Below are 22,142 nucleotides of genomic sequence, written 5' to 3'. Positions count from 1 at the left end.
CCGCAACCAACTGAACTGGAACATCATTTCGAGGCAGGTACCGGACGGAAATACCGCCGAGAGACTTCCCGCCTACAGGCGGGTGCAGAACACGATCAGGTTCAGCGAACACGCCACAAGCAGGATCAGCGTCAGGAGGACGCCCACGCGATCACGGTCGGTTTTCAGAATCGGCTGTTTCATGAGCCGATGATGGAAAGAGTCCGGACAAGAGTCCCGGGCTTTATTTTTGAAAGTGCGGCCGGTCGATTCAGGACTCGTTTACGAACCGATTCTCGCCCCAGAGCCTGTCCGGCAGCCCCGGCTCAGGAAGGCTTCGCCGCCTTGCCGCTGACGAGATAGCGACGCTTGGCGCGTTCGCCAGCCTCCATCGCTTGTGCGCGGGCACCGAACACGGTGCCGCCGTCAAGCCGTGTGGCGCCGAGCATCAGCGACCATTGCCACTCCTGGACCGTGCTGGACTCACCGCGGCCGTCGATCTTGATTTCTAATCGTTGCTTTGACATCTGCCACCTTTAACAGCGTCTCGCGGGCATGACCAAGGAAAAGGTGGTCACTTCGCGTTATCCGGCTTCTCGTTGTCCCGCCGCTTTTGCAGATCGTCACTGCTGATGGAGATATCGGTCGCCTCCGCGCTCTTGCGCATTTGCAGTTTGAGGCCGTCGTCCAGGTCCCATGTGAATGTCATGGCGGGCTCCTGCCCTTCGACACTGACCGGCTTCTTCCTGTATTGCTCCGATATGTCGTCCGCCAGCGACTGCGCGGACCCCTTCGCATCCGACAGCCGAAGCGTGGCACGCGCCACCTTCTGATCGCCGTCCGGCAGATATTCCATGGACAGCCTGCCGCGCCCCGTCGCGCAAACGAACTCGCGCGTCGCCGGCTGATCCTGACAGCCCCATTTTCGCGCCTTGCCAACCGACTCCGCCTGCTTGTGCGTCATGCCCGGAATAACGCCAAGCAGGTCGTGCTTGTCGTAAGACTGCCGCGTCAATCCGAAGATCAAAACGCCCAGGAATATGGCCGTGGCGATGACGCCGATCTGGATTCTGTTCATGATCCCTCCGGCGCACAGGGCTACACCGGCGAGATCAAAAAGAAAACGGCCTCCTCTCGCGAGAAGGCCGTTCCAACCGGAGGGCAATCCGGCTTTACGAGCAAAGGTCAGGTAGCGCGTGACCGGCTTGCCGCCGGAGCACTTGAAGAACGTGAGCCCTTCCGTGCGCCTTCACGCCACCCTGAAATTGATTCAGATCAAAGCCGATACAGGATCTGGTCGGTCCAGAAGCGCTCGAGGCGATGCAGGGACTTGTTCAGCGTCGCGAACTCATCGTTCGAGATGCCGCCGACCTGCTCCACCGTCTTGACGTGCTTCTGATACAGCGCGTCGACGATGTGGCGGATTTCCTGGCCCTGTTCGGTCAGGCTGATGCGGACCGAGCGGCGATCAACGCGCGAACGCTGGTGATCGAGGAAGCCCATCTCGACGAGCTTCTTCAGATTGTACGAGACGTTCGAGCCAAGGTAATAGCCACGCGTACGCAGCTCACCGGCGGTCAATTCCTTGTCGCCGATATTGTAGAGCAGCAGCGCCTGCACCGAATTGATGTCGGAGCGGCCACGACGATCGAATTCGTCCTTGATGACGTCGAGCAAACGACGATGCAGACGTTCGACGAGCGTGAGAGCTTCGAGATACAGCGGCTGAACCGGCGCCGACGTTTCGTTCGCGGCAGGCGTGACCGCCTTGGCTGCGGATTTCATCATGACACTTCCCCTGTCGTTTTTACGACTTATTCGACGAAACTTTTGTCCCGCCTGATGACCGCAACTTAGGGGCCGCGTTTGAAGATGAGCCTAAAAAACACAATAAAGAGAAGGTTTATTTGATTGAGTAAACGTTTGATTTAGCCAGTGTTTTCAGCCGCTTTTGTAATATTTGATTCAGGAATGGGGCCCCCTGTTCACGCTTCGCTCCACAATCTGTCGCATTCTGAAGCGAAGGCGCCGGAAACCGGAAAGGTTTCGTCAATCATCGAAACCGGGATCGAAAAAAGGCCGCATCGGAAAATGCGGCCTCGAAAAGAAAACATCGAAAATGCTCTGCGCCTATGGCGGCCGCTCGCGCGCCGCCATCCACGCCAATGCGAGATAGGCCGCGAGCAGCACCGCCGCGAACAGCACAACGAGAAAGTGCCCGCCATAGATCGATGGAAACATGATCTCGACCACCGCGAGCGATACAACGGTGGTGAGCCACACCACCGCGCCCCACGGCGTCGCAAGCCACAGCCCGACCGCCGCGACGAGTTCGATTACCGCAAAATAAACGGTGGCCGCCTGCCACTGCATTGTCTGCACTTCGAACGCGCCGTCCTGCCCGCCGAGGAACCCGGTGATCTGCGCCCAGTTGTAAAGGCCCATCACCATCGCGATCACGGCCATCGCGCGCAGGAACATGATGAGGCGCGCGGTCCATGTGGTTTCGCCGGTTTCGACCTCACTCGCGAGCGAGGTCAGACCGCCATGCTGATCCTGCCGGGCGGGATCGCTGACCCGCACCATATGGATTTTCCGCGAGGGCTGCTCGAAATCGTCGTTCATCGCGACAGCTTTGGTCGTTCGCCGCGATAAAATCAATCCAGATATTCGCAGGCTTCACGATGACGTAGCCGAGCGGGAATGCTAAATCTGGCCGCAGGAGACTTCTATATGGCGATCAAATTCGGACGACCGATCGAATCCCGCGACACCCCGCCCCGCGCCGACGTAAGCGCCCCCGCAACGGCGCTGCATCTCACCACGCGCCTGCGCCGCAACCGCAAGACCGAATGGGCGCGCCGCCTCGTCCGCGAGAACACGCTGACCACCAACGACCTGATCTGGCCCCTGTTCGTCGCCGATGGTCATAACAAGCGTGAGGCGGTCGCCTCGATGCCGGGCGTCGAACGCCTTTCCGTCGATCAATGCGTGCGCGACGCCGAGCGCGCCATGAAGCTCGATATCCCCTGCATCGCGCTGTTTCCCTACACCGAAGCCGCGCTGCGCGATCCGAGCGGCTCCGAGGCGCTGAACATCGACAATCTGGTGTGCCGCACCGTGCGCGCCATCAAGAAGGAATTTCCCGATCTTGGCGTGCTGTGCGACGTGGCGCTCGATCCGTTCACCAGCCACGGCCATGACGGCCTGCTGCGTGACGATGGCGTCATCATGAACGACGAGACCGTCGCGGTGCTGGTGCGTCAGGCGCTGGTGCAGGCGGAAGCCGGCTGCGACATCATCGCTCCTTCCGACATGATGGATGGCCGTGTCGGTGCCATCCGCGAGGCGCTCGACGCCGCAGGCCACCTCGACGTACAGATCATGGCCTATGCCGCGAAATACGCTTCCGCCTTCTACGGCCCATTCCGCGACGCGGTTGGTTCCGCCAAGGCGCTGACCGGCGACAAGCGCACCTATCAGATGGACCCTGCCAATTCCGACGAGGCGCTGCGCGAAGTCGAACTCGACATCGCCGAAGGCGCCGACATGGTGATGGTGAAGCCCGGCCTGCCCTATCTCGATATCCTGCGCCGCGTGAAGGACGCCTTCGCGATGCCGACATTCGCCTATCAGGTGTCGGGCGAGTACGCGATGCTCATGGCAGCGGCGAACAACGGCTGGCTCGACGGCGACCGCGCGATCATGGAAAGCCTCACCGCCTTCAAGCGCGCCGGCGCCGACGGCGTGCTGACTTATTTCGCGCCCCTCGCCGCGGAAAAGCTGCGCGCGGCACGCTAGCTTTCCGTTCCATTTCTTTTTGTTTATCCGGGTACCCGCCGTCTTGCGGCGGGGAACATGTATCGCCATGTCGCAGGAAGCCCCGCTTCCGGGGCGCGGAGGCGATAATGTCGGACACGCAAGGGTCGGGCGGCGGTGCAGCCTGGCGGAACAATCCCTATTCCGGCCCCTACACTACCGATGCGCAGAGCAACCTTGCGCTCTACAGCGGGGTGCTCACCAGGCGCTTCGTCGCCTTCCTGATCGACCTGTTCGTGCTGTCGGTGCCGATCGTGCTGGTGTCGATCTTCATCCTGCTGTTCGGCGTGGTGACGCTCGGCCTTGGCTGGGCGCTGTTCTGGCTGGTGTCGCCTTTCTCCATTATCTGGGCGCTGTTCTATTACGGGCTGTCACTCGGCGGCCCGCATGCCGCCACCATCGGCATGCGCACCCTCGGCATCCATATGGAGATGCTGAATGGCGGGCGGCCCTACTTCCTGCTGGGCGTCGCCCACGCGGTGGCCTACTGGGTTTCCGTGTCGTTCCTCACGCCACTGATTGTGCTGGTTGGTTTCTTCAACCGGCGGGGCCAGTTGCTGCACGATCTCGTGCTCGGCACAGTGCTGGTGAATACGGCCGCCACCATGCCTCCCAGCCGTTCGTTCTGATTGACGGGTCAGGTCATGCGAGCGATGCTTGTGCAGTGAATCGAACCGAGCGGCGGAACCCGCCGCCGCTCACGATCCGGGGTTGACGGCCTGACGTGACGCAACATTCGCGCAATACGCCGCAATTCTATCTGACGGCGCCCACTCCCTGCCCGTATCTCGAAGGGTTCCAGGAGCGCAAGGTTTTCACCCATCTGGTCGGCGACAAGGCAGGCGAGCTGAACGACCTGCTCACCCATGGCGGGTTTCGCCGTAGCCAGTCGATCGCCTATCGCCCCGCGTGCGATCTCTGTCGCGCCTGCGTTTCGGTCCGCGTCATTGCCGATGAGTTCCAGCCGTCGCGTAACCTGCGCAAGGTGATCCACCGCAATGCCGATCTCGTCGGCGAGATGCGCGAGGCGATTCCGACCTCCGAACAATATTCGGTGTTCCGCGCCTATCTCGATGCGCGCCACCATGATGGCGGCATGGCAGACATGACCGTACTCGACTATGCGATGATGGTGGAAGACAGCCACGTCAGCACGAGCATCATCGAATATCGCCGCCGCACAGCGGACACCGGCATCACTGGCAAGGGCGGAGATCTGGTCGCGGTCGCGCTGACCGATATTCTCGGCGACGGCCTGTCGATGGTCTATTCGTTCTTCGAACCCGGCGAGCACGACCGCTCGCTCGGCACGTTCATGATCCTCGATCACATCGCCCGCGCCCGTAACATGGGCTTGCCCTACGTCTATCTCGGCTACTGGATCGATGGATCGAGCAAGATGAGTTACAAGGGCCGCTTCCTGCCGCAGCAGCGGCTTGCGCCGAATGGATGGGTGCGCGTCGATGTCAACGGCGCGACCGCATCCGAGCCGCAGGATTAAACCGCTTCGCGGTCAGTCGCGGTAAATCAAATACTCTCGCGTCTCACATAATGAACTACGATGCTTGCAGCCTCACGGCGAGCGTCCATTCGTCGCGTGCGAACTATTGTTTTTTTATATCGCATCGGCGTTCAATGCTGCCCTGAGGAATTCCATCGCCTTCATCGGGCGATGCATCAAGAAGGGGCAATACATGTTCAACCGACATTCCGGCATGATCGCAACAGTCGCCTTCAGCCTGATCGCCATTCAGCCGGCATTTGCGGCTTCACAGGATAAGTACGATCTACCTGAGCCGTTTTTGAGCATGGAGAAAAACTATCTGAAGGAAACGCCGGACCTTCAGAAGGTGATGGACGTCATGATCGCCACCGAGGAGCGCCAGGTGAAGGACCCAACGCAGGACATCCTCCACAACCGGCTCTGCGCCGCGTTCGTTTACAAAATGGCAAACGATCAGAAGATGCCCGCCGCCGACAAGCGATTGGCTCTGGCCGGCGATATCCTGCACAACATCGCCAAGGAAGAGAAAGAATCGGTGCTGACCAACCCAGAACAGCTCTCCAAGGCCCGCGACATGGTCGCCCGCTTACGCAAGGCAGGCTTCCTGAAAAATTCACCGAATTTCTGGAACGACGAGAGCGTTCTGACAAATCCTAAAATCGGCAACAACCACGCGCTGATCCACAACATCACCGGCGCAGTCATGGCAGGCGACTTGCTGCGGCAGGTCGGCGGTTATTCGGACAAGGAAATCGCAACCATCGAGGCTGCCGTCGTCGAACATTCGACCGGCTATTGGTATTTCCGCGACTCGATCGACAAGGCAGCCGGCAAGAAAGGCGCATGGGAAAGCGTCTACCCCGAGCCGGAAAACGACATCGCCAAGTTCACGCACGACGCCGACCTGATCTCGCAATTCGTACCGGAATCGGTCGTGCCGGATGGCAGCAAATGGCGCGGACTTGCCCAGAAGCGCTGGGGCGCCAAGACGCCTCAGGAGGAAGGCCACATCGTCTATTACGTTTTCCAGCGCCTGTTCGACGAGGCCAAGACTCCCTCGGGCAAGGAAATGGCCCGCGAACGCTGGAACGAGATCGCCCCTGCCCTCATCAAGCTGATGGGATTGAAGGAAGGCGACGACCCGATCAAGATTCTCGGTGTGCCTTCGGTGTTCGCAAGCTGACGCTGCCCTCGCGCTTCATGGCACAAGTCGTGTTCGGTTTCGCTACGCCCCCGTGACGAAATCGAACACCAGCTTGGCGTTCAACACGATGACCACGACCGCCGTCACCGCGGCTGCCGCGGTCAGCCAGCGGGGCGCCACGAACACGCCCATCTTGGCGCGGCTCCCGGTGAACATCACCAGCGGCACGATGGCGAACGGCAATTGCAGGCTCAGCACCACCTGACTCAAAATCAGAAGCTCGCCTGAGCCTTTCGCGCCATACCAGATCGTCACCAGCGCCGCCGGCACGATGGCGATGGCGCGGGTGATGAGACGGCGCAGCCACGGCGCGATGCGGATGTTGATGAAGCCCTCCATCACGATCTGACCGGACAGCGTCGCTGTCACCGTCGAATTCAACCCGCAGCACAACAACGCTACGCCGAACAGCGTCGGCGCCCAGCTCGAGCCCAGCATCGGCGCGAGCAGCGCATGGGCGCGATCGAGCTCAGCGACCTCGTGATTGCCTGCGGCGTTGAAAGTCGCCGCCGCCAGAATCAGGATCGATGCGTTGATGGTCAGCGCAAGGCAGAGCGCGAAGGTCGAATCGATGGTCGAGAGCTTGATCGCCTCGCGCTTGTCCGCCTCGGTCGGCCCGTAGCCGCGCGTCTGCACCAGGCCTGAATGCAGATAGAGGTTATGCGGCATCACTGTCGCGCCGAGAATGCCGAGCGCGAGGTAGAGCATGTCGGGATTACGCACGATCTCGACGGTTGGCGCGAAGCCCTTGATGACCGCGCCCCAGTCGGGATTCGCCAGCGCGATCTGGATCGCAAAGCACGCCGCGATCACGCCGAGCAACGCGACGACGAACGCCTCCACCCAGCGAAAGCCCAGCGCCTGCAAAGCGAGGATCAGGAACACATCGAGCGCGGTGATCAGCACGCCGATCTCAAGCGGAATGCCGAACAGGAGATTGAGGCCGATAGCAGTGCCGATAATCTCGGCGAGGTCAGTGGCGCTGATGGCGATTTCCGCGAACAGCCACAGCGGCCACGCCACCCATCGCGGGTAGGCATCGCGGCAGGCCTGCGCGAGGTCGCGCCCTGCGCCGACGCCGAGGCGCGCGCACAGCGATTGCAGGATGATCGCCATGATGTTGGAGATCAACGCGACCGAGAGCAGCGCATAGCCGAACTTCGAGCCGCCCGCGAGCGAGGTCGCCCAGTTGCCGGGGTCCATGTAGCCGACGGCGACGAGGTAGCCCGGCCCGAGGAAGGCCACCAGCTTGGCCCAGAACGAGCCGCCCTGCTTTACCCTGATCGAGCCGAACACATCGGCCAGCGAAGGCTCGCGATTGGGCGCGCGCCAGCCGCTCTCGGCCGCGACGACGGGTCTCGCCGTGGGGTTAACCTGTGCATCCATTTCCATAGAATGCATGACCACGCATCTAGATGCAAGTGATTTGCAGAAGCGTTAGCTGATGGTTTCGTCGTCGCCGGGCTGCTTCGGGGCAATCGGGGTGAAAAGGCACCGGTCAGGCTTGAGATCGATCAGCGGCGTGTCATCAAGGCAATCCAGCCCCTGCACCGTCACCATGTTCCCCTCAACCCGTATGAGCTTGGCGACCGACGTGCCGATCGGATTCGGCCGCACCGGCGAGCGCAGCGAGAAAGTGCCGTGGACCTCGCCATTGCTGGCCGGACTCTGCAGCACAAGATCGCGCCGCGACTGATCCAGCCAGTACAGGACCTCGACGGTGGAATATTTCTCCAGCCCCTTCAGCGCGGGCACCCAGGGCTCGAAGATCTCAATGCGGCATTCGGGGCCGTCATGCCGCCCCTGCCGTGGCGTCATCATGCGATCGCTCCAGGGCGTGTGGATGCGGCCGATATAGGTCAGCCCGGCATCGGTCGGCGCTGGTGGCGTGACGGCGACTTCACCTTCACGGATTTCATTGCGGCGGACCATCGCGCTCTCCTGAGACATCCCGTCATTCCGGGGCGCGAGCACCGCGAATGAGCCCGGAATCTCGACATGAGTAAGCACTTTGTCAAACCGGATCATGACCCTTTCGCCCCCGCTTGCGGGAAGAGCGGCAATCATAAAGGGAAACGCAGATAGAGATATTGAGTGAGCGCAACGCTCCTCACGCGGATCGCCACCGCGCGTCGCAAACGCGCTTACGGCAATCCGACCTCTCCCCGTAAACGGGGAGAGGTAAAGCTGCTAGCCAATCCCCTTGCCGAACTTGTTCGACTTCGGAAAGCCCTTCGGCGGCAGGCGGCCGGCGTCGGCGCGGTTGCCGCGCCAGTCGGACAATTCCTTCCATGTCGCGGAGAATTCGCGGCCGGCAGAATCCTTCCACGTCAGACCTTCCTTGGCGGTGAAGGTGGTGATGTCCGACAGGCCGCCGTCCTTGTAGCGTTGCAGGCGTACACCGCGCCCGCGCGCCATTTCCGGCACCTGATCGAGCGGGAAGATCAGCATCTTGCGGTTCTCGCCGATCACCGCAACGGTGTCGCCCGCCACGGTGCAGATCGCGGCCGCCTCGTTCGGCGCGGTGACGTTGAGCACCTGCTTGCCCTTGCGGGTGTTGCCGACGCAATCATCCTCGTTGACGACGAAGCCCTGCCCGTCATGGCTCGCGATCAGGAACTTGCGGCCGCCGGTGTTGACGAACAGCGACACGATATTCGCATCGCCTTCGAGATCGATGAAGCTGCGGATCGGATCGCCATGGCCACGACCGCCGGGCAGCTTCTGCGCATCCAGCGTGTAAAAGCGGCCATGGGTGCCGAGTAGCAGCAGCTTCGAGGTGGTTTCAGCGAAGAACGAAATGCCCAAGCGGTCGTCTGTCTTGAACGTGAGGTTTGACAGATCTTCGACGTGTCCCTTGAGTGTGCGAACCCAGCCCTTGTCGGAGACGACGACCGTGATCGGCTCGCGCTCGATCAGGGCCTCCTCGATGGCGGCAAGGTCATGCTCCGGCGCGTCAGCGAACTGGGTGCGGCGTTTGCCGAGCGCTGTCTTCGGCCCGAACAGTTCGCGAACCTTCTTGACCTGCTCGCCGACCTTCTTCCACTGCTCGTCCTCGGAAGCGAGCACAGCCTTGAGGTCTTTCAACTCGGCGCGCAGCTTCTTGTCCTCGCCGCGGATCTCCATTTCCTCCAGCTTGCGCAAATTGCGCAGTCGCATGTTGAGGATGGAATCGGCCTGGATGTCGGTTAGCTTGAAGGTCTTGATGAGGACGGGCTTCGGCTCGTCCTCGGTGCGGATGATCTTGATGACCTTGTCGAGGTTGAGATACGCGATCAGGTAGCCGCCGAGCACTTCGAGACGGTGCTCGATCTGGCTCTTGCGATGGTTGGAGCGGCGCACCAGCACGTCGCGCAGATGATCGAGCCACTCGCGCAGGCACTCGGCGAGGCCCAGCACCTTGGGGATGCGGCCCTTCACCAGCACGTTGAGGTTCAGCGGAATCCGGCTCTCAAGATCGGTCTGCTTGAACAGCGTCTCCATCAGGACTTCGGGATCGACGTTCTTCGACTTCGGCTCGATGACGATGCGGATGTCCTCGGCCGATTCATCGCGAATATCGCCGACGAGGTGCAGCTTCTTCTCGTTGAGAAGCTCGGCGATGCGCTCGATCAGCCGAGACTTCTGCACCAGCCATGGAATTTCAGTGACGACGATGTTCCAGGTGCCCCGCGCGCCATCTTCCTGATGCCATTTGGCGCGCACACGAAAACCGCCGCGCCCGGTGACGTAGGCCTCGGCGATCGAGTCCTGCGAATCCACCACGATGCCACCGGTCGGAAAGTCCGGGCCCTTGACGTAACGTAACAGGCCGCGCGTCTTGGTCGCGGGCTTGTCGATGAGATGCAACGCAGCGTCGCACAACTCGGCGGCATTGTGCGGCGGGATCGAGGTCGCCATGCCGACCGCGATGCCCTGCGCGCCGTTGGCGAGGAGATTCGGAAAACCGCCCGGCAAGACGACCGGTTCCTTATCGCTGCCGTCATAGGTCGGGCGAAACTCGACCGCGTCCTCGTCGAGCCCATCCAGCAGCAGGCGGGCGACGTCGGTCAGGCGCGATTCGGTGTAGCGCATCGCCGCCGGGTTATCGCCGTCGACGTTGCCGAAATTGCCCTGCCCGTCGACAAGCGGATAGCGCGAGGAAAAGTCCTGGGCGAGGCGCACCAGCGCGTCGTAGATCGCCTGGTCGCCGTGCGGGTGGAATCCGCCCATCACGTCGCCGACGATCTTGGCGGATTTCTTGAACGGCGAACTTGGATCAAGCCGCAGCAACCGCATACCGTAGAGGATGCGCCGGTGAACCGGCTTCAGCCCGTCACGCGCGTCCGGCAGCGCCCGGTGCATGATGGTGGAGAGCGCGTAAGCGAGGTAGCGCTCCTCGAGCGCCTCACGCAGCGCGACTTCCTGAATGTCCTGCGGTTCGGGGGGAATCAGTGTCTTGCCCATGCCGCAGGGGTTAACGCCTGCCGCTGGGCGGGACAAGGAGGGAATGAAACCGCCGAATCAGCCGGACGGCCAATTTTCTCTGCTCCGGGCCGCAGACCTCATGACAAAGCCCGATGCCCTGATATTGTCAAAGAGTTCCAGTTCCATGGAACCAGAGCGGATCGGATGGGTTGCCGCATTGAAAGGACCCACAGGAGGAGAAAAATGAAACGTGTCGTTCTGACCGCCCTTGCCGCAGTCACCCTCGCGGGTGCGGCCACCTTGGCCAGCCCGCGTGCTGAAGCCATGACGCTGCCCGGCATCACCGGCGCGCCATCGACCCAAACCGAAAACGTCGCTCTGGTCTGCCGCCGTGTCTGGAACGGCTGGCAGTGGGTACGTAGCTGCTACCGCACCGGCCCGCGCTATTATGGCCCGCGTCCCTATTATGGTCCGCGCCGCTACTACCGCCGTTGGTGACCAGCGGCTGACCGATTTGCAAAACGGGCCGGATTTCCGGCCCGTTTTTTATTGCGGCCGATTGACCCTTATCCGGCGGCCAACTGCACCCAGGACCGCGCCACCGCCGCGATAAACCCGTCCCGCGCATCGGAGTGGCCCTGCCCGCGCGGCTCCAGCACGTTGCGCAGCAGGAACAGGCCGGTCAGCCGAAAGCCCTCCATCATGTCCCGCTCGGTTTCGGCGCCGCTGTCCTCATGACCCGCGCGCAGGAACGGCGGCAGCGGCAGTAACCGTTCGCGCCAAGGCTCCCCGGCGGCACGGGACACCGCGCAGCCCGACTTGGGCGACACATAGATCAGGTCGGCTTGCGCACCCGTCGCGGCGCAACTGGACAGATCGAGGCCGAAGCCGAGCTCGTCCAGCATCGCCATCTCGAAACGGACGACATGCGTGGCCGCGACGACAGGCTCATCGAAGTCATCGAGAATCGCCTCGAGCAATTCGTAAATGCCGTCATGCGGGGCACGCTCCGGCAACAGCCGCGCCAGCGCCGCGAGATGCGTAATGCCATAGGCGGCGTGAGGGCACGCCAGCATGGTGGCCGCGCGCAATTGCGTCCCCTCGATCGCGTAATAGCCGAGATGTTCGTCGAGCCGGGCGCGCCAGACCGCGCTGACCGAATTGCCCGGCTGCAGCAGCGGCCGCATCCGCGTCCCCGCGCCGCCACGCACCAGCCCGAGATGGCGGCCATGGCTGCGCGTCAGCAACTCGACAATGGCACTCGATTCGCCATGTCGCCGCGTGCCGAGGATGATGCCTTCGTCGGTCCACTCCATGAGTCGAATCTTACACGATCCGGCACAAAACCGCGTTGCCGGGATCGCCTCTCAGACCAGAATATTATCCGCAAAACACCGGCGCGTTGTCAGGACTGAAACCAGCCTTCCGCGTCGCCGGTAAAGGACTGGTAGATCCCGAGAGCCGTCAGCACCGCCGAGCAGATATCGATCATGCTCGCAAGCGACCAGCCGTCATGGCGCAGGACGCTCGTGAGCGTGAGTATCGACAGGCCGAGCGAGACCATCAGCACCAGGCGCGCCCAGTTGCGCCGCTGATGGGCTGCGACCCACACCAGATGGCAAAACAACAGAATCAGGCCCGCGCTGAAGATCGCGGAGGCCGCCACGTTAATCTGTGGCACGTCTTCGGGGATCGGACGCAAGGGAAACGAAAGCGTATCCAGCAGCAGCGAGGCATAAAGACAAATTTCAAAACGCCGCACATTCTCCGGTACGACAGGCTCAAAGCCTTTCATTCCTTCGGAAACTCCAGTCCCATCTCCCGGTAACGCTCGGGATCGTCGCCCCAATTGTCGCGTACCTTCACGAACAGGAACAGGTGCACTTTCTGTCCGAGAATGTCGGCGATCTCCTTGCGGGCATCCGCACCGATCGCCTTGATGGTGGCACCGCTCTTACCGAGCACGATTTTTCGTTGGCTGTCGCGCTCGACGAAGATGGTCTGCTCGATACGAACGGATCTGTCCTTCAGTTCTTTCCAACTGTCGGTTTCCACCGTCGATTGGTACGGTAGTTCCTGGTGCAGATTCCGGTAGATTTTTTCGCGGGTGATTTCCGCGGCGAGATGACGCAGCGGCGCATCCGACATCTGGTCTTCGGGGTAATGATAAGGCCCCTCCGGCATCGCCTCCGCCAGCGCGCGGCGCAGGTCGTCAACGCCGTCGCCGGAAATCGCCGCGATCATGAACGTCTGCTTGAACGCAATCCGCTCGTTGGCCTTTTGCGCCAACGCGAGCAGCTTCTCGCGCGCGACGAGATCGATCTTGTTAATGACGAGAAACTTCGGATGCTTGACGGATTCGAGCTTGGCGAAGATCGCGTCGGCCTCCTCGTCGAGCCCGGCGCGCGCATCGAGCAGCACGCAGACCATGTCGGCATCATGCGCCCCGCTCCACGCGGTCGAAACCATGGCACGGTCGAGACGCCGCTTCGGCGTGAAGATCCCGGGCGTATCGACCAGCACGATCTGCGCGTTGTCTTCGATGACGATACCGCGGATCAGCGCGCGCGTGGTCTGCACCTTGCGCGAGACGATGGTGACCTTCGAGCCGACCAGCGCGTTGACGAGCGTTGACTTGCCGACGTTGGGCGCACCGATCAATGCAACGAAGCCGCATCGGGTCGGCGAATTCTGTTCCGACACTTCAGGCATCCTTGCCGCCAGACACGCCTTCACGGCTCAACAAAGCCGATGCCGCCGCCTTCTCCGCCGCGCGCTTGCTTGAGCCGATGCCCTCCGCCGAGGCGAGCCCCGGCAGATCGACCGCGACACGGAAACGCGGATCGTGATGCGGCCCGGTGCGCTCCACCTCGCGATAGACCGGCGTCGGCAATCCCTTGCCCTGCGCCCATTCCTGCAGCACGGTTTTCGGATCGCGCAGCGGCCGCACTGGACGGCGCATGCGCTCGGTCCAGTTGCGAAGAACGAACTGTTCGGCAGCGCCATAGCCGCCATCAAGGAAGATCGCGCCGATCACCGCTTCGCAGATATCGCCGACGATGCTGTTGCGAAGCCGCGCGCCGACGCCCGCGCCGACCGTACCGAGCTTGATATTCTCATGCAGCCCGAGCGACTTGGCGACATCGACGCAGGCTTCCTTGCGCACCAGATCGGCGAGGCGCTTGGACATCTCGCCCTCGTCCGCCTTCGGGAAGGCGCCATACAGCATGTCCGAGACGATCAGGCCGAGCACATGGTCGCCGAGGAATTCCAGCCGCTGATAGCTGTCGGTGCGGCTCTGCGAGGACTTCAGCGCCGACACATGTGTGAGCGCTGTTTTCAGTAGCGCCGGATTCTTGAAAGTATGACCGATGCGCTGTTCAATCTCGCGCACCAGTTCCTTCGCACTCGGCCGGCGCGGCTTCTTCGGCTTGCCTTCTGCCGCAGGCGTGTCTGCCGCTGCCTTGCGTTCGGACGCTTTCGCCGCCGCAGGCTTCGCGTCGGGAGAATCGCCCTCCTGCACCGGCGCTGCACTCAAGACGTCGCCGATCATCTGATAACCGAGAACAGGCGGCTCCAGCGCACGCTGACCGGCCAGCGCCAGAACTGCCACGCCTGCTCGCCCCTATCGACGGAGAAGAAAATAATCTGGGCACGGCCGATCAGGTTTTCTTCCGGCACATAGCCCACGCCCGACGCCACGCGGCTGTCGCTCGAATTGTCGCGGTTGTCGCCCATCATGAAGTAATGGCCTTCCGGCACGACATAGACGGCGGTGTTGTCATAATAGCCGTTATCGACGCAATCGAGAGTCTTGTAGGTGACGCCATTCGGCAGCGTTTCCTGCCACTGCTTGACGCGTGCGGTCGCGTCTCCCGAGCCGCACGGATCCTCGCCGACAAAATCGGCGACGCGCTCACGCTTCACCGGCACGTCGTTGATGTAGAGCAGCCCCTCTTTCATCTGGATATGATCGCCCGGCAGGCCGATCACGCGCTTGATGTAATCGATGTTGTCCTCGCGCGGAAAGCGGAACACGACGACATCGCCGCGCGCGGGCGCGGAACCAAAGACGCGGCCAGAAAACAGCGGCGGCGAAAACGGCAGCGAATAGTGGCTGTAGCCGTAGGAGTATTTCGAGACGAACAGATAGTCGCCGACCAGCAGCGTCGACTCCATCGAGCCCGATGGAATGTTGAACGGCTGGAACAGGAACGTGCGGATGATCGCCGCGATGATCAGCGCATGAACGACGACGCGGATTGCTTCGCCAATCCCGCCTTCGGATTTGGTGCCGGATGTCGTGCTCATGTCGTCTGAATTCCTTGAAACGGCGGGCGCGGCATGGACCGAAGCACCTGCGCGAGTTTTAAACGCTTGCCGCATCTGGCGCAATCAACGGCGGCGCGGCAATCCACCAAACGATTGATATTTCTTTGGAAATTAAGGCAGCGGGATGGTCGGCCGGCGCGCCAGCCCGGCTTTTCCGGCTCAAACCCTGGCTCAGGACTTGGGGACCGCGGAAATGATGACAAAGGCCTGCGCCAGGGGCCAGTCATCGGTAATCGTCAGGTCAATCCGGGCCTCATGACCGGGGGGGAGGAGCGACTGAAGCTGCGTCAGCGCCCCACCCGTCAGTTGCATGGTGGGCCGCCCGCCGGGGAGGTTGACCACCCCCATGTCCCGCCACCACACCCCTTCCCGGATACCGGTGCCCAGAGCCTTGGCGCAGGCCTCCTTGGCCGCGAAGCGCTTGGCATAGGTCGCGACAAACGCACGCGGGGCCTTCTCCCGGCGCGCCGCCTTGGCCTGCTCGGCCTCGGTGAAAATGCGGTCGATGAACCGCGCGCCATGGCGCTCCATCACCTGTTCGACCCGGCGGATATCGATGGTGTCGGAGCCGATTCCGAGAATCATGCCGGCCCCGCTTTCGCCCGGCCACGCGCCATCGCCGCGCGCATGGTGCCTATGGCCTGCGCCAGCCCGACGAACAGCGCCTCGCCCATCAGGAAATGACCGATGTTCAACTCCATGATCTGCGGCAGCGCCGCGATCGTCTCGGCGGTCGCATAATCGAGGCCGTGGCCCGCATGGACTTCGAGGCCGAGCGAATGCGCAAGCTTGGCTCCCTCGACAACGCGCAGCCACTCGGCGTCCGCCCTGCTGTTTCGCTCCGCCAGCGCGTCGCACCAGGTTCCGGTGTGAATTTCGATCACCGGCGCCTTCAGCCGCGCGGCCATTTCGATCTGCGCGGGGTCCGGCGAAATGAACAGCGAGGCGCGGATGCCGGCCTCATTGAACTTTGCAATGGCCGGCGCAAGCGTCGCCTGCTGCCCCACGACATCGAGCCCGCCTTCGGTGGTCAGTTCCATCCGCCGCTCCGGCACAAGGCACACCGCGTGCGGTTTGGTTGCAAGCGCGATGCCGACCATCTCGTCGGTCACCGCCATCTCGAAATTCAGAGGCTTTGAAATCTCGCGCTTCAGCCGCGCCATGTCGGTGTCGCGGATGTGACGGCGGTCCTCGCGCAGATGCGCGGTGATGCCGTCCGCTCCCGCTTCGATCGCCAGCAAGGCGGCACGGACAGGATCGGGCAGCAATCCGCCGCGCGCATTGCGCAGCGTGGCGACGTGATCGACGTTGACCCCAAGGCGGATGGGCAAGGAAGGCATTGATGGATTTCCAGGAGGCTAGCCGTTGACTCGTTCGACGCTCGCGACCACGGCTTTCGCGCGCAACTGGTTGATGATCCCGTTCAGGTGCTTGAGGTCGTAGACCTCGAGATCGATGATGAGATCGGTGAAATCGGGCGAGCGGCGGCTCATGCCGATGTTGTCGATATTGCCGTCATGCTCGGCAATCACGCCCGCGACCTGTGCGAGGCTGCCCGGCTCGTTGACGTTCTGCACATGCAGCCGTGCCGGAAAGCGCCGCGGCGCGGCTTCGTCGATGTCCCAACGCACATCGACCCAGCGCTCCGGTTCTTCCTCGAAATCCTTCAAGGCAGGCGCCTGGATCGGATAAATGGTGATGCCCTCGCCCGGCGTGACGATGCCGACGATGCGATCCCCCGGCACAGCACCGCCATTCGGCGCGAACTTGATCGGCAGATCGGAATTGATGCCGTGGATCGGAATCGCCGTGCTGCTCGTGGCAGAATCCGGCGTCTTGCCCTTCGCCGCTGCGCCCTTGATGCCGCTGAGACGCGCCTCTTCCTTGTAATCGGGATACATCGCGCGGGCGACATCGGCGGCCTTCATTTCGCCGCGCCCAACCGCCGCCATCACGTCATCAATCGAGGTGCGTGCGAGCCGCGGCAGCGCGCCCTTGAGCTTGTCGTCGGCGTAGACGATCTTTGCGCGCATGAACAGGCGCTCGACGATGCGTCGCCCCAACCCCGCATACTGATCGCGCACCGCCGCGCGGGTGGCGCGGCGGATCGCAGCCTTCGCCTTGCCGGTGACGGCCAGCGCCTCCCATGCCGAGGGCGGCGCCAGTTGCGCGCGCGAGGTCAACACCACGACCTCGTCGCCATTGTGCAACTCCGAGGACAGCGGCGAGAACTGGCCATTGATCTTGCAGCCCACCGCACTGTTGCCGACGTCGGTATGCACCGCATAGGCAAAGTCGATCACATTGGCGTGGCGTGGCAGCGCGATCAGCTTTCCCTTCGGCGTGAAGCAGAACACCTGATCGTGGAACAGCTCCATCTTGGTGTGTTCGAGGAATTCCTCCGGATTGGCGCTTTCCGCCAGCATCTCGATGGTGTGGCGCAGCCAGGCGAAGGCATTGGATTCCCGCTTCAGCATCTCGGTCGGAGAATCGACGCCCTCCTTGTAGAAGGAGTGCGCAGCGATGCCATACTCGTTAATGCGATCCATCTCCTCGGTGCGGATCTGCAACTCGACGCGCTGATTGCCGGGGCCGATCACCGTGGTGTGGATCGAGCGATAGTCGTTCTGCTTCGGCGTCGAGATGTAATCCTTGAAGCGTCCCGGCACGACCGGCCATGTGGTGTGCACCACGCCGAGCGCCCGGTAGCACTCCTCCGGCGTCTCCAGAATCACGCGAAAACCGAAGATGTCGGACAATTGCTCGAAATTGACCGACTTGCGCTCCATCTTCACCCAGATCGAGAACGGCTGCTTGCGCCGCCCCTTCACCACCGCCTTGAGGCCGTGCGATTCCAGACTCGCGGACAATTGCGTCTCGATCTCGCCGATCAGGTTGCGGTTGAGTTCGGTCAGAGCATCGAGCCGCTGCGTGACCACCGCGCGCGCCTCCGGATCGAGTACCTTGAAAGACAGGTCCTCCAGCTCCTCACGCATTTCCTGCATACCCATGCGGCCGGCAAGCGGCGCATAGATGTCGAGCGTCTCCTCGGCGATGCGCTGGCGCGAGGCCGGCGGCATGAATTCCATCGTGCGCATATTGTGCAGGCGATCGGCGAGCTTGACCAGCAGTACGCGCACGTCGTTCGAGATCGCGAGCAAGAGCTTGCGCAGGTTTTCCGCCTGCTTGGCCTCGCGCGAGACGAGTTCGAGCCGCTTCAGTTTGGTGAGGCCTTCGACCAGCGCGCCGATCTCGGTGCCGAACAACTGGTCGATTTCGGCGCGCGTGGACTCGGTGTCTTCGATGGTGTCGTGCAGCAGCGCGGCGACAATGGTGGCGTCGTCGAGCTTGAGGTCGGTCAGGATCGCGGCGACCTCAAGCGGATGAGAGAAATATGGATCGCCCGAAGCGCGCTTCTGCTCGCCATGGGCCTTCATGGCATAGACGTAGGCGCGGTTGAGCAGATCCTCGTCGGTGTGCGGATTGTAGGCCCGGACCCGATCCACCAGATCGTACTGCCGCATCATCTTCGGCCGCGCGCGCGCCGGACGCTTGGGCGCAGCCGCGGCCTCCGCCGTGGTGACGCTTGCCTGCATCTGACCTGCGCTGCGGCGTCCAGCCGGCATTTCGAAACCGTCCTTCCGGATTCGGGGCTTATCCCCTGGATGAGAATATCGCCGTCCCCGGTTCCAATCGCAAGAAAGGTTATCGTGAAATGTTGAACAGGATCAAAAGCAAAAGGCCGAAAAACAAAAGGCCCGAGTTTCCCCGGGCCCTGTGATCTACCTATCGTGTCCGGCGCTCGTCCGGCTTATTCGTCTTCCTCAGGCTGCTCTTCCGGCGGCGCGAGGCCTTCCAGACCCTTGAGCAACTCTTCTTCGGTCATGCGCTCGACGGCGACCTCGGTATCGTCGGCATCGACGCTCGCGCCAGCCGAGCCGATCAGCGGGATCGTATCCGGCTCCGGTTCGTCCACCTCGACGAACTTCTGCAGCGAGTGCACGAGTTCTTCCCTGAGGTCTTCCGGGGCAATGGTCTGGTCCGCGATTTCACGCAGCGACACCACCGGATTCTTGTCGTTGTCGCGATCGACCGTGATCGGCGAACCCGACGAGATCATGCGCGCGCGATGCGCGGCAAGCAGCACGAGATCAAACCGGTTATCGACCTTGTCGATGCAATCCTCGACGGTAACGCGCGCCATAAAGCCGCTCCGTAAAACAGGTTGAAAAGTTTGTTGCGGTGCCGAAGTAAATACAAGGAATACGCGAGGATCGCAACCGCCAATTTTGCCCGGATTTGCAGGCTTTTTGCGGGGGGAACCACACCGCATTGACGTTCTGTTCAGCTTATCGGAATGCTTTATCTACCCAGGGTAGTTATCGGCCGGTTTTACGCTGGTGGCCAAGGTTTTGCTTCATTGCCTCACCACTATATCGTTATGAAGCACCTGCGCGAGATCAACGCGCCAATAACCTCATAACAAACGGACGAGAAATCTTTTGATGACATCGCCTTCTCATAAAATTGCGCTTTTCATAGATGGAGCCAATCTCTACGCCACCGCCAAAACTCTCGGCTTTGATATCGACTACAAACGCCTTCTGCTTGAATTTCAGAACCGGGGCACGCTGGTTCGCGCCTTCTACTACACCGCCATTATCGAGGATCAGGAATACTCCTCGATTCGTCCGTTGATCGACTGGCTGGACTACAACGGCTACACCGTCGTCACCAAGGCGACGAAGGAATTCATCGACGCCAGCGGCCGCCGCAAGGTGAAGGGCAATATGGACATCGAGCTCGCCGTCGATGCCATGGAGCTGGCCGAGCACATCGACCATATGGTGCTGTTCTCCGGCGACGGCGATTTCCGCTCGCTGGTCGAAGCGGTGCAGCGGCGTGGCGTGCGCGTCACCGTGGTCTCCACCATCTCCAGCCAGCCGCCGATGATCGCGGACGAGTTGCGCCGCCAGGCGGATGTCTTTACTGATCTGGTCCAGCTCCAATCCAAGCTCGGCCGCGATCCGGGCGAGCGCACCACACCGCGCGAGCCCCGGGAGCGCCAGCATACGCCGCAATTCCTGCAGCGGAGCACGAGTACGATTGCACCGCGGGCCAATGAAGAAGAGTACGACGACTAAATCCAAATCAGGCTCGAGGCCCAAAGCGGCCTCGGGCCCCTCTTCTTCCAAGATATCCCACCCCGACCGCGACTGTCCCCTCTGCCTTCGTCTGGCGTCCTTCCGCGAGGACAACCGCGCTGCGCACCCCGACTGGTTCAACGCGCCCGTGCCGCAGTTCGGCGGGGTCGATGCGGCGCTGCTAATCGTCGGCCTTGCGCCCGGTTTGCAGGGCGCCAACCGCACCGGGCGGCCCTTCACCGGCGACTATGCCGGCGATCTCCTGTACCAGACCCTGCTCGATTACGGCTTCGCCTCCGGGCATTACGAGGCACGCCCGAATGACGGCCTGAAGCTGGTGAACTGCCGGATCGGCAACGCGGTGCATTGCGTGCCACCGCAGAACAAGCCGACGCCCGCCGAGATCAACACCTGTCGCCAATTTCTTGTTGGCACGATTGCCGAGATGCCGCGCCTGCGCGCCATCGTCTCGCTCGGGCGCATCTCGCACGATTCGACATTAAAGGCGCTGGGCCTGCCCTTGCGCGCCGCGCCTTTCAAGCACGGCGGCGAATTCCAGCACGACAGGATTCGCATCTTCAGCAGCTATCACTGCTCGCGCTACAACACCAACACCGGCGTGCTGACGCCGAAGATGTTTCACGCGGTGTTCGCCAGCGTGCGGGATTATCTGAAAGATTAGACCGGATTGGCCTTCAGCCACGCCAAGACATCGGCGGCGTTACGGTCCGGAGGAAACACCGGATAGAAAACGTGGGTGATGACACCCGCATCCGCGACCAGCGCGAGGCGTTTCAACAGCGTCTGCCCCGCGACCTCCATCGTCGGCAGCTTCAAAGCCTTGGTCAGTTCGAGTTTGGCATCCGACAGTACCGGAAACGGAATGTGCAGCCGCGTCACCATTTCGCGCTGATAATCCGTGCTCTGGGTGGACAGGCCGAACACACGGGCGGCACCGGCGGCTTTCAGCTCGCCGGCGAGATCGCGGAACGAACAGGTCTGCGGCGTGCAGCCGCGCGCCCCGGGGATCATGTCCCAATCCTCGGTCAGGCCGATCTTGCCGGGCTCACCGGTGCGCGGATAGGCAAAGACGACGATCCGGCCGGGCTCTCGTGACAGTACAACGCCCTCGTCGTTCGTATCCGTCAGCGCCACATCGGGAAAACGCTGGCCGTTGAGGTGCGCTGCCGCGCCGTCATCCTCGGGGGCTGGAATCTTCGACCAATCGGGAGCTTCCAAACTCGGCTGATTCATTTTGACTATCCTCTCGCCCGCAGCAACCGGCTCTTTTCGCGTGACCAGTCCCGCTTCTTTTCCGTTTCACGCTTGTCGTGCAACTTCTTGCCCTTGGCGAGCGCCAGCTCGAGCTTCAGCCTGCCCTGCTCGTTGAAGTACATCTTCAGCGGAATGAGCGTCATCCCCTCGCGCTCGATTGCGCCGATCAGTTTGTTGATCTGGCGCTTGTGCAGCAATAATTTGCGCGGCCGGCGCGGCTCGTGATTGAAGCGGTTGGCCTGCAAATATTCGGGGATGTTGGCGTTGACGAGCCAAATCTCGCCGCCCTTCGAGTCAGCATAGGACTCCGCGATGGTGCTCTTGCCGTTGCGCGCGGACTTCACCTCGGTGCCGGTGAGCATCACACCGGCCTCGATAGTGTCCTCGATGGAATAGTTGAATCGCGCCTTGCGGTTTTCCGCAACGACCTTGATCGGGCGCTCCTTTTTCTCAGCCATCGCAGCGATTTCTGGTCACA

Annotated in this window: 25 protein-coding genes; 7 read left to right on the top strand and 18 right to left on the bottom strand. The window is 62.0% G+C overall.

Features of this window, described 5'->3' with window-relative positions:
- Positions 1 to 305 precede the first annotated feature (305 nt).
- From AC1RNA_RS11460 to AC1RNA_RS11445, 4 genes are all read right to left on the bottom strand, one after another.
- Positions 306 to 506 (bottom strand): hypothetical protein, encoded by a 201-nt coding sequence (locus tag AC1RNA_RS11460; RefSeq protein WP_009340857.1) that lies wholly within the window; start codon positions 504 to 506, stop codon positions 306 to 308.
- A gap of 47 nt (positions 507 to 553) precedes the next feature.
- Complete coding sequence (locus AC1RNA_RS11455) at positions 554 to 1,057, bottom strand: hypothetical protein (protein WP_009340860.1); 504 nt, start codon at positions 1,055 to 1,057, stop codon at positions 554 to 556.
- Positions 1,058 to 1,254: 197 nt separating this feature from the next.
- Positions 1,255 to 1,767, bottom strand: coding sequence for a transcriptional regulator LdtR (gene ldtR / locus AC1RNA_RS11450; RefSeq protein ID WP_009340862.1), 513 nt, complete (start codon positions 1,765 to 1,767; stop codon positions 1,255 to 1,257).
- Between the two features lie 342 nt (positions 1,768 to 2,109).
- Positions 2,110 to 2,604, bottom strand: coding sequence for a DUF6163 family protein (locus tag AC1RNA_RS11445; protein WP_009340863.1), 495 nt, complete (start codon positions 2,602 to 2,604; stop codon positions 2,110 to 2,112).
- Positions 2,605 to 2,712: 108 nt separating this feature from the next.
- Here AC1RNA_RS11445 and hemB point away from each other — a divergent pair, with 108 nt between their 5' ends.
- From hemB to AC1RNA_RS11425, 4 genes are all read left to right on the top strand, one after another.
- Positions 2,713 to 3,780 (top strand): porphobilinogen synthase, encoded by a 1,068-nt coding sequence (gene hemB / locus AC1RNA_RS11440; RefSeq protein WP_009340865.1) that lies wholly within the window; start codon positions 2,713 to 2,715, stop codon positions 3,778 to 3,780.
- 107 nt (positions 3,781 to 3,887) lie between these two features.
- The gene (locus AC1RNA_RS11435) at positions 3,888 to 4,427 is read left to right on the top strand and encodes an RDD family protein (RefSeq protein WP_048755918.1); all 540 of its coding nucleotides are present in this window, start codon (positions 3,888 to 3,890) and stop codon (positions 4,425 to 4,427) included.
- A gap of 95 nt (positions 4,428 to 4,522) precedes the next feature.
- Positions 4,523 to 5,299 carry an arginyltransferase gene (locus AC1RNA_RS11430; protein WP_492951124.1) on the top strand — a complete coding sequence of 259 codons (777 nt, stop codon included), beginning with the start codon at positions 4,523 to 4,525 and terminating at the stop codon, positions 5,297 to 5,299.
- Positions 5,300 to 5,492: 193 nt separating this feature from the next.
- Positions 5,493 to 6,485 (top strand): hypothetical protein, encoded by a 993-nt coding sequence (locus AC1RNA_RS11425; protein WP_492951123.1) that lies wholly within the window; start codon positions 5,493 to 5,495, stop codon positions 6,483 to 6,485.
- A 42-nt stretch (positions 6,486 to 6,527) separates the two neighbouring features.
- On the opposite strand, the gene AC1RNA_RS11420 is transcribed toward AC1RNA_RS11425, so the two are convergent.
- The 3 genes from AC1RNA_RS11420 to parC all read right to left on the bottom strand — a co-directional run bounded on the left by AC1RNA_RS11420 (position 6,528) and on the right by parC (position 10,952).
- The gene (locus AC1RNA_RS11420; RefSeq protein ID WP_492951214.1) at positions 6,528 to 7,898 is read right to left on the bottom strand and encodes an Nramp family divalent metal transporter; all 1,371 of its coding nucleotides are present in this window, start codon (positions 7,896 to 7,898) and stop codon (positions 6,528 to 6,530) included.
- A 45-nt stretch (positions 7,899 to 7,943) separates the two neighbouring features.
- Positions 7,944 to 8,438, bottom strand: a complete 495-nt coding sequence (tsaA, locus tag AC1RNA_RS11415) for a tRNA (N6-threonylcarbamoyladenosine(37)-N6)-methyltransferase TrmO (protein WP_492951213.1) — start codon at positions 8,436 to 8,438, stop codon at positions 7,944 to 7,946.
- Between the two features lie 258 nt (positions 8,439 to 8,696).
- Positions 8,697 to 10,952, bottom strand: coding sequence for a DNA topoisomerase IV subunit A (parC, locus tag AC1RNA_RS11410; protein ID WP_492951122.1), 2,256 nt, complete (start codon positions 10,950 to 10,952; stop codon positions 8,697 to 8,699).
- Between the two features lie 204 nt (positions 10,953 to 11,156).
- Between parC and AC1RNA_RS11405 the strand changes: the two genes are divergently transcribed.
- A complete protein-coding gene (locus AC1RNA_RS11405) occupies positions 11,157 to 11,411 on the top strand; it encodes a hypothetical protein (RefSeq protein ID WP_009340878.1) in 255 nt (84 codons plus the stop codon).
- Between the two features lie 68 nt (positions 11,412 to 11,479).
- Here the strand turns inward: AC1RNA_RS11405 and recO are convergent, their stop codons facing one another.
- From recO to rpoZ, 9 genes are all read right to left on the bottom strand, one after another.
- Complete coding sequence (gene recO, locus AC1RNA_RS11400) at positions 11,480 to 12,229, bottom strand: DNA repair protein RecO (protein WP_009340880.1); 750 nt, start codon at positions 12,227 to 12,229, stop codon at positions 11,480 to 11,482.
- An 89-nt stretch (positions 12,230 to 12,318) separates the two neighbouring features.
- Positions 12,319 to 12,708 carry a hypothetical protein gene (locus AC1RNA_RS11395; protein WP_009340882.1) on the bottom strand — a complete coding sequence of 130 codons (390 nt, stop codon included), beginning with the start codon at positions 12,706 to 12,708 and terminating at the stop codon, positions 12,319 to 12,321.
- Positions 12,705 to 13,625 (bottom strand): GTPase Era, encoded by a 921-nt coding sequence (gene era / locus AC1RNA_RS11390; RefSeq protein WP_492951121.1) that lies wholly within the window; start codon positions 13,623 to 13,625, stop codon positions 12,705 to 12,707. The genes AC1RNA_RS11395 and era overlap by 4 nt, the downstream gene beginning before the upstream one ends.
- Positions 13,618 to 14,466 carry a ribonuclease III gene (gene rnc / locus AC1RNA_RS11385; protein ID WP_009340884.1) on the bottom strand — a complete coding sequence of 283 codons (849 nt, stop codon included), beginning with the start codon at positions 14,464 to 14,466 and terminating at the stop codon, positions 13,618 to 13,620. The genes era and rnc overlap by 8 nt, the downstream gene beginning before the upstream one ends.
- Complete coding sequence (lepB, locus tag AC1RNA_RS11380; RefSeq protein ID WP_009340886.1) at positions 14,463 to 15,224, bottom strand: signal peptidase I; 762 nt, start codon at positions 15,222 to 15,224, stop codon at positions 14,463 to 14,465. Before lepB ends, rnc begins: the two co-directional genes overlap by 4 nt.
- A gap of 192 nt (positions 15,225 to 15,416) precedes the next feature.
- Positions 15,417 to 15,830: a holo-ACP synthase gene (acpS, locus tag AC1RNA_RS11375; protein WP_492951120.1), complete on the bottom strand. Its 414-nt coding sequence runs from the start codon at positions 15,828 to 15,830 to the stop codon at positions 15,417 to 15,419.
- Positions 15,827 to 16,585, bottom strand: coding sequence for a pyridoxine 5'-phosphate synthase (locus tag AC1RNA_RS11370; protein ID WP_492951119.1), 759 nt, complete (start codon positions 16,583 to 16,585; stop codon positions 15,827 to 15,829). Before AC1RNA_RS11370 ends, acpS begins: the two co-directional genes overlap by 4 nt.
- Positions 16,586 to 16,603: 18 nt before the next feature.
- Complete coding sequence (locus AC1RNA_RS11365; RefSeq protein ID WP_492951118.1) at positions 16,604 to 18,871, bottom strand: RelA/SpoT family protein; 2,268 nt, start codon at positions 18,869 to 18,871, stop codon at positions 16,604 to 16,606.
- Between the two features lie 185 nt (positions 18,872 to 19,056).
- A complete protein-coding gene (gene rpoZ / locus AC1RNA_RS11360) occupies positions 19,057 to 19,449 on the bottom strand; it encodes a DNA-directed RNA polymerase subunit omega (protein WP_009340892.1) in 393 nt (130 codons plus the stop codon).
- Positions 19,450 to 19,750: 301 nt separating this feature from the next.
- Between rpoZ and AC1RNA_RS11355 the strand changes: the two genes are divergently transcribed.
- Entirely contained in the window at positions 19,751 to 20,389 is a 639-nt protein-coding gene (locus AC1RNA_RS11355) for a LabA-like NYN domain-containing protein (RefSeq protein ID WP_009340895.1), read from the top strand.
- Complete coding sequence (locus AC1RNA_RS11350) at positions 20,367 to 21,071, top strand: uracil-DNA glycosylase (RefSeq protein ID WP_492951117.1); 705 nt, start codon at positions 20,367 to 20,369, stop codon at positions 21,069 to 21,071. Before AC1RNA_RS11355 ends, AC1RNA_RS11350 begins: the two co-directional genes overlap by 23 nt.
- Here AC1RNA_RS11350 and AC1RNA_RS11345 read toward each other — a convergent pair.
- Together AC1RNA_RS11345 and smpB are read right to left on the bottom strand one after the other, a co-directional pair.
- The gene (locus AC1RNA_RS11345; RefSeq protein WP_492951116.1) at positions 21,068 to 21,643 is read right to left on the bottom strand and encodes a peroxiredoxin; all 576 of its coding nucleotides are present in this window, start codon (positions 21,641 to 21,643) and stop codon (positions 21,068 to 21,070) included. The two genes, AC1RNA_RS11350 and AC1RNA_RS11345, sit on opposite strands and share 4 nt — an antisense overlap.
- 5 nt (positions 21,644 to 21,648) lie before the next feature.
- Complete coding sequence (smpB, locus tag AC1RNA_RS11340) at positions 21,649 to 22,122, bottom strand: SsrA-binding protein SmpB (RefSeq protein WP_009340899.1); 474 nt, start codon at positions 22,120 to 22,122, stop codon at positions 21,649 to 21,651.
- Positions 22,123 to 22,142 lie beyond the last annotated feature (20 nt).

Source organism: Afipia sp. GW821-FHT14H12 (assembly GCF_058803465.1).
Note: the sequence above shows the minus strand (reverse complement) of the source record. Positions and strands in the feature narration are given on the sequence as shown.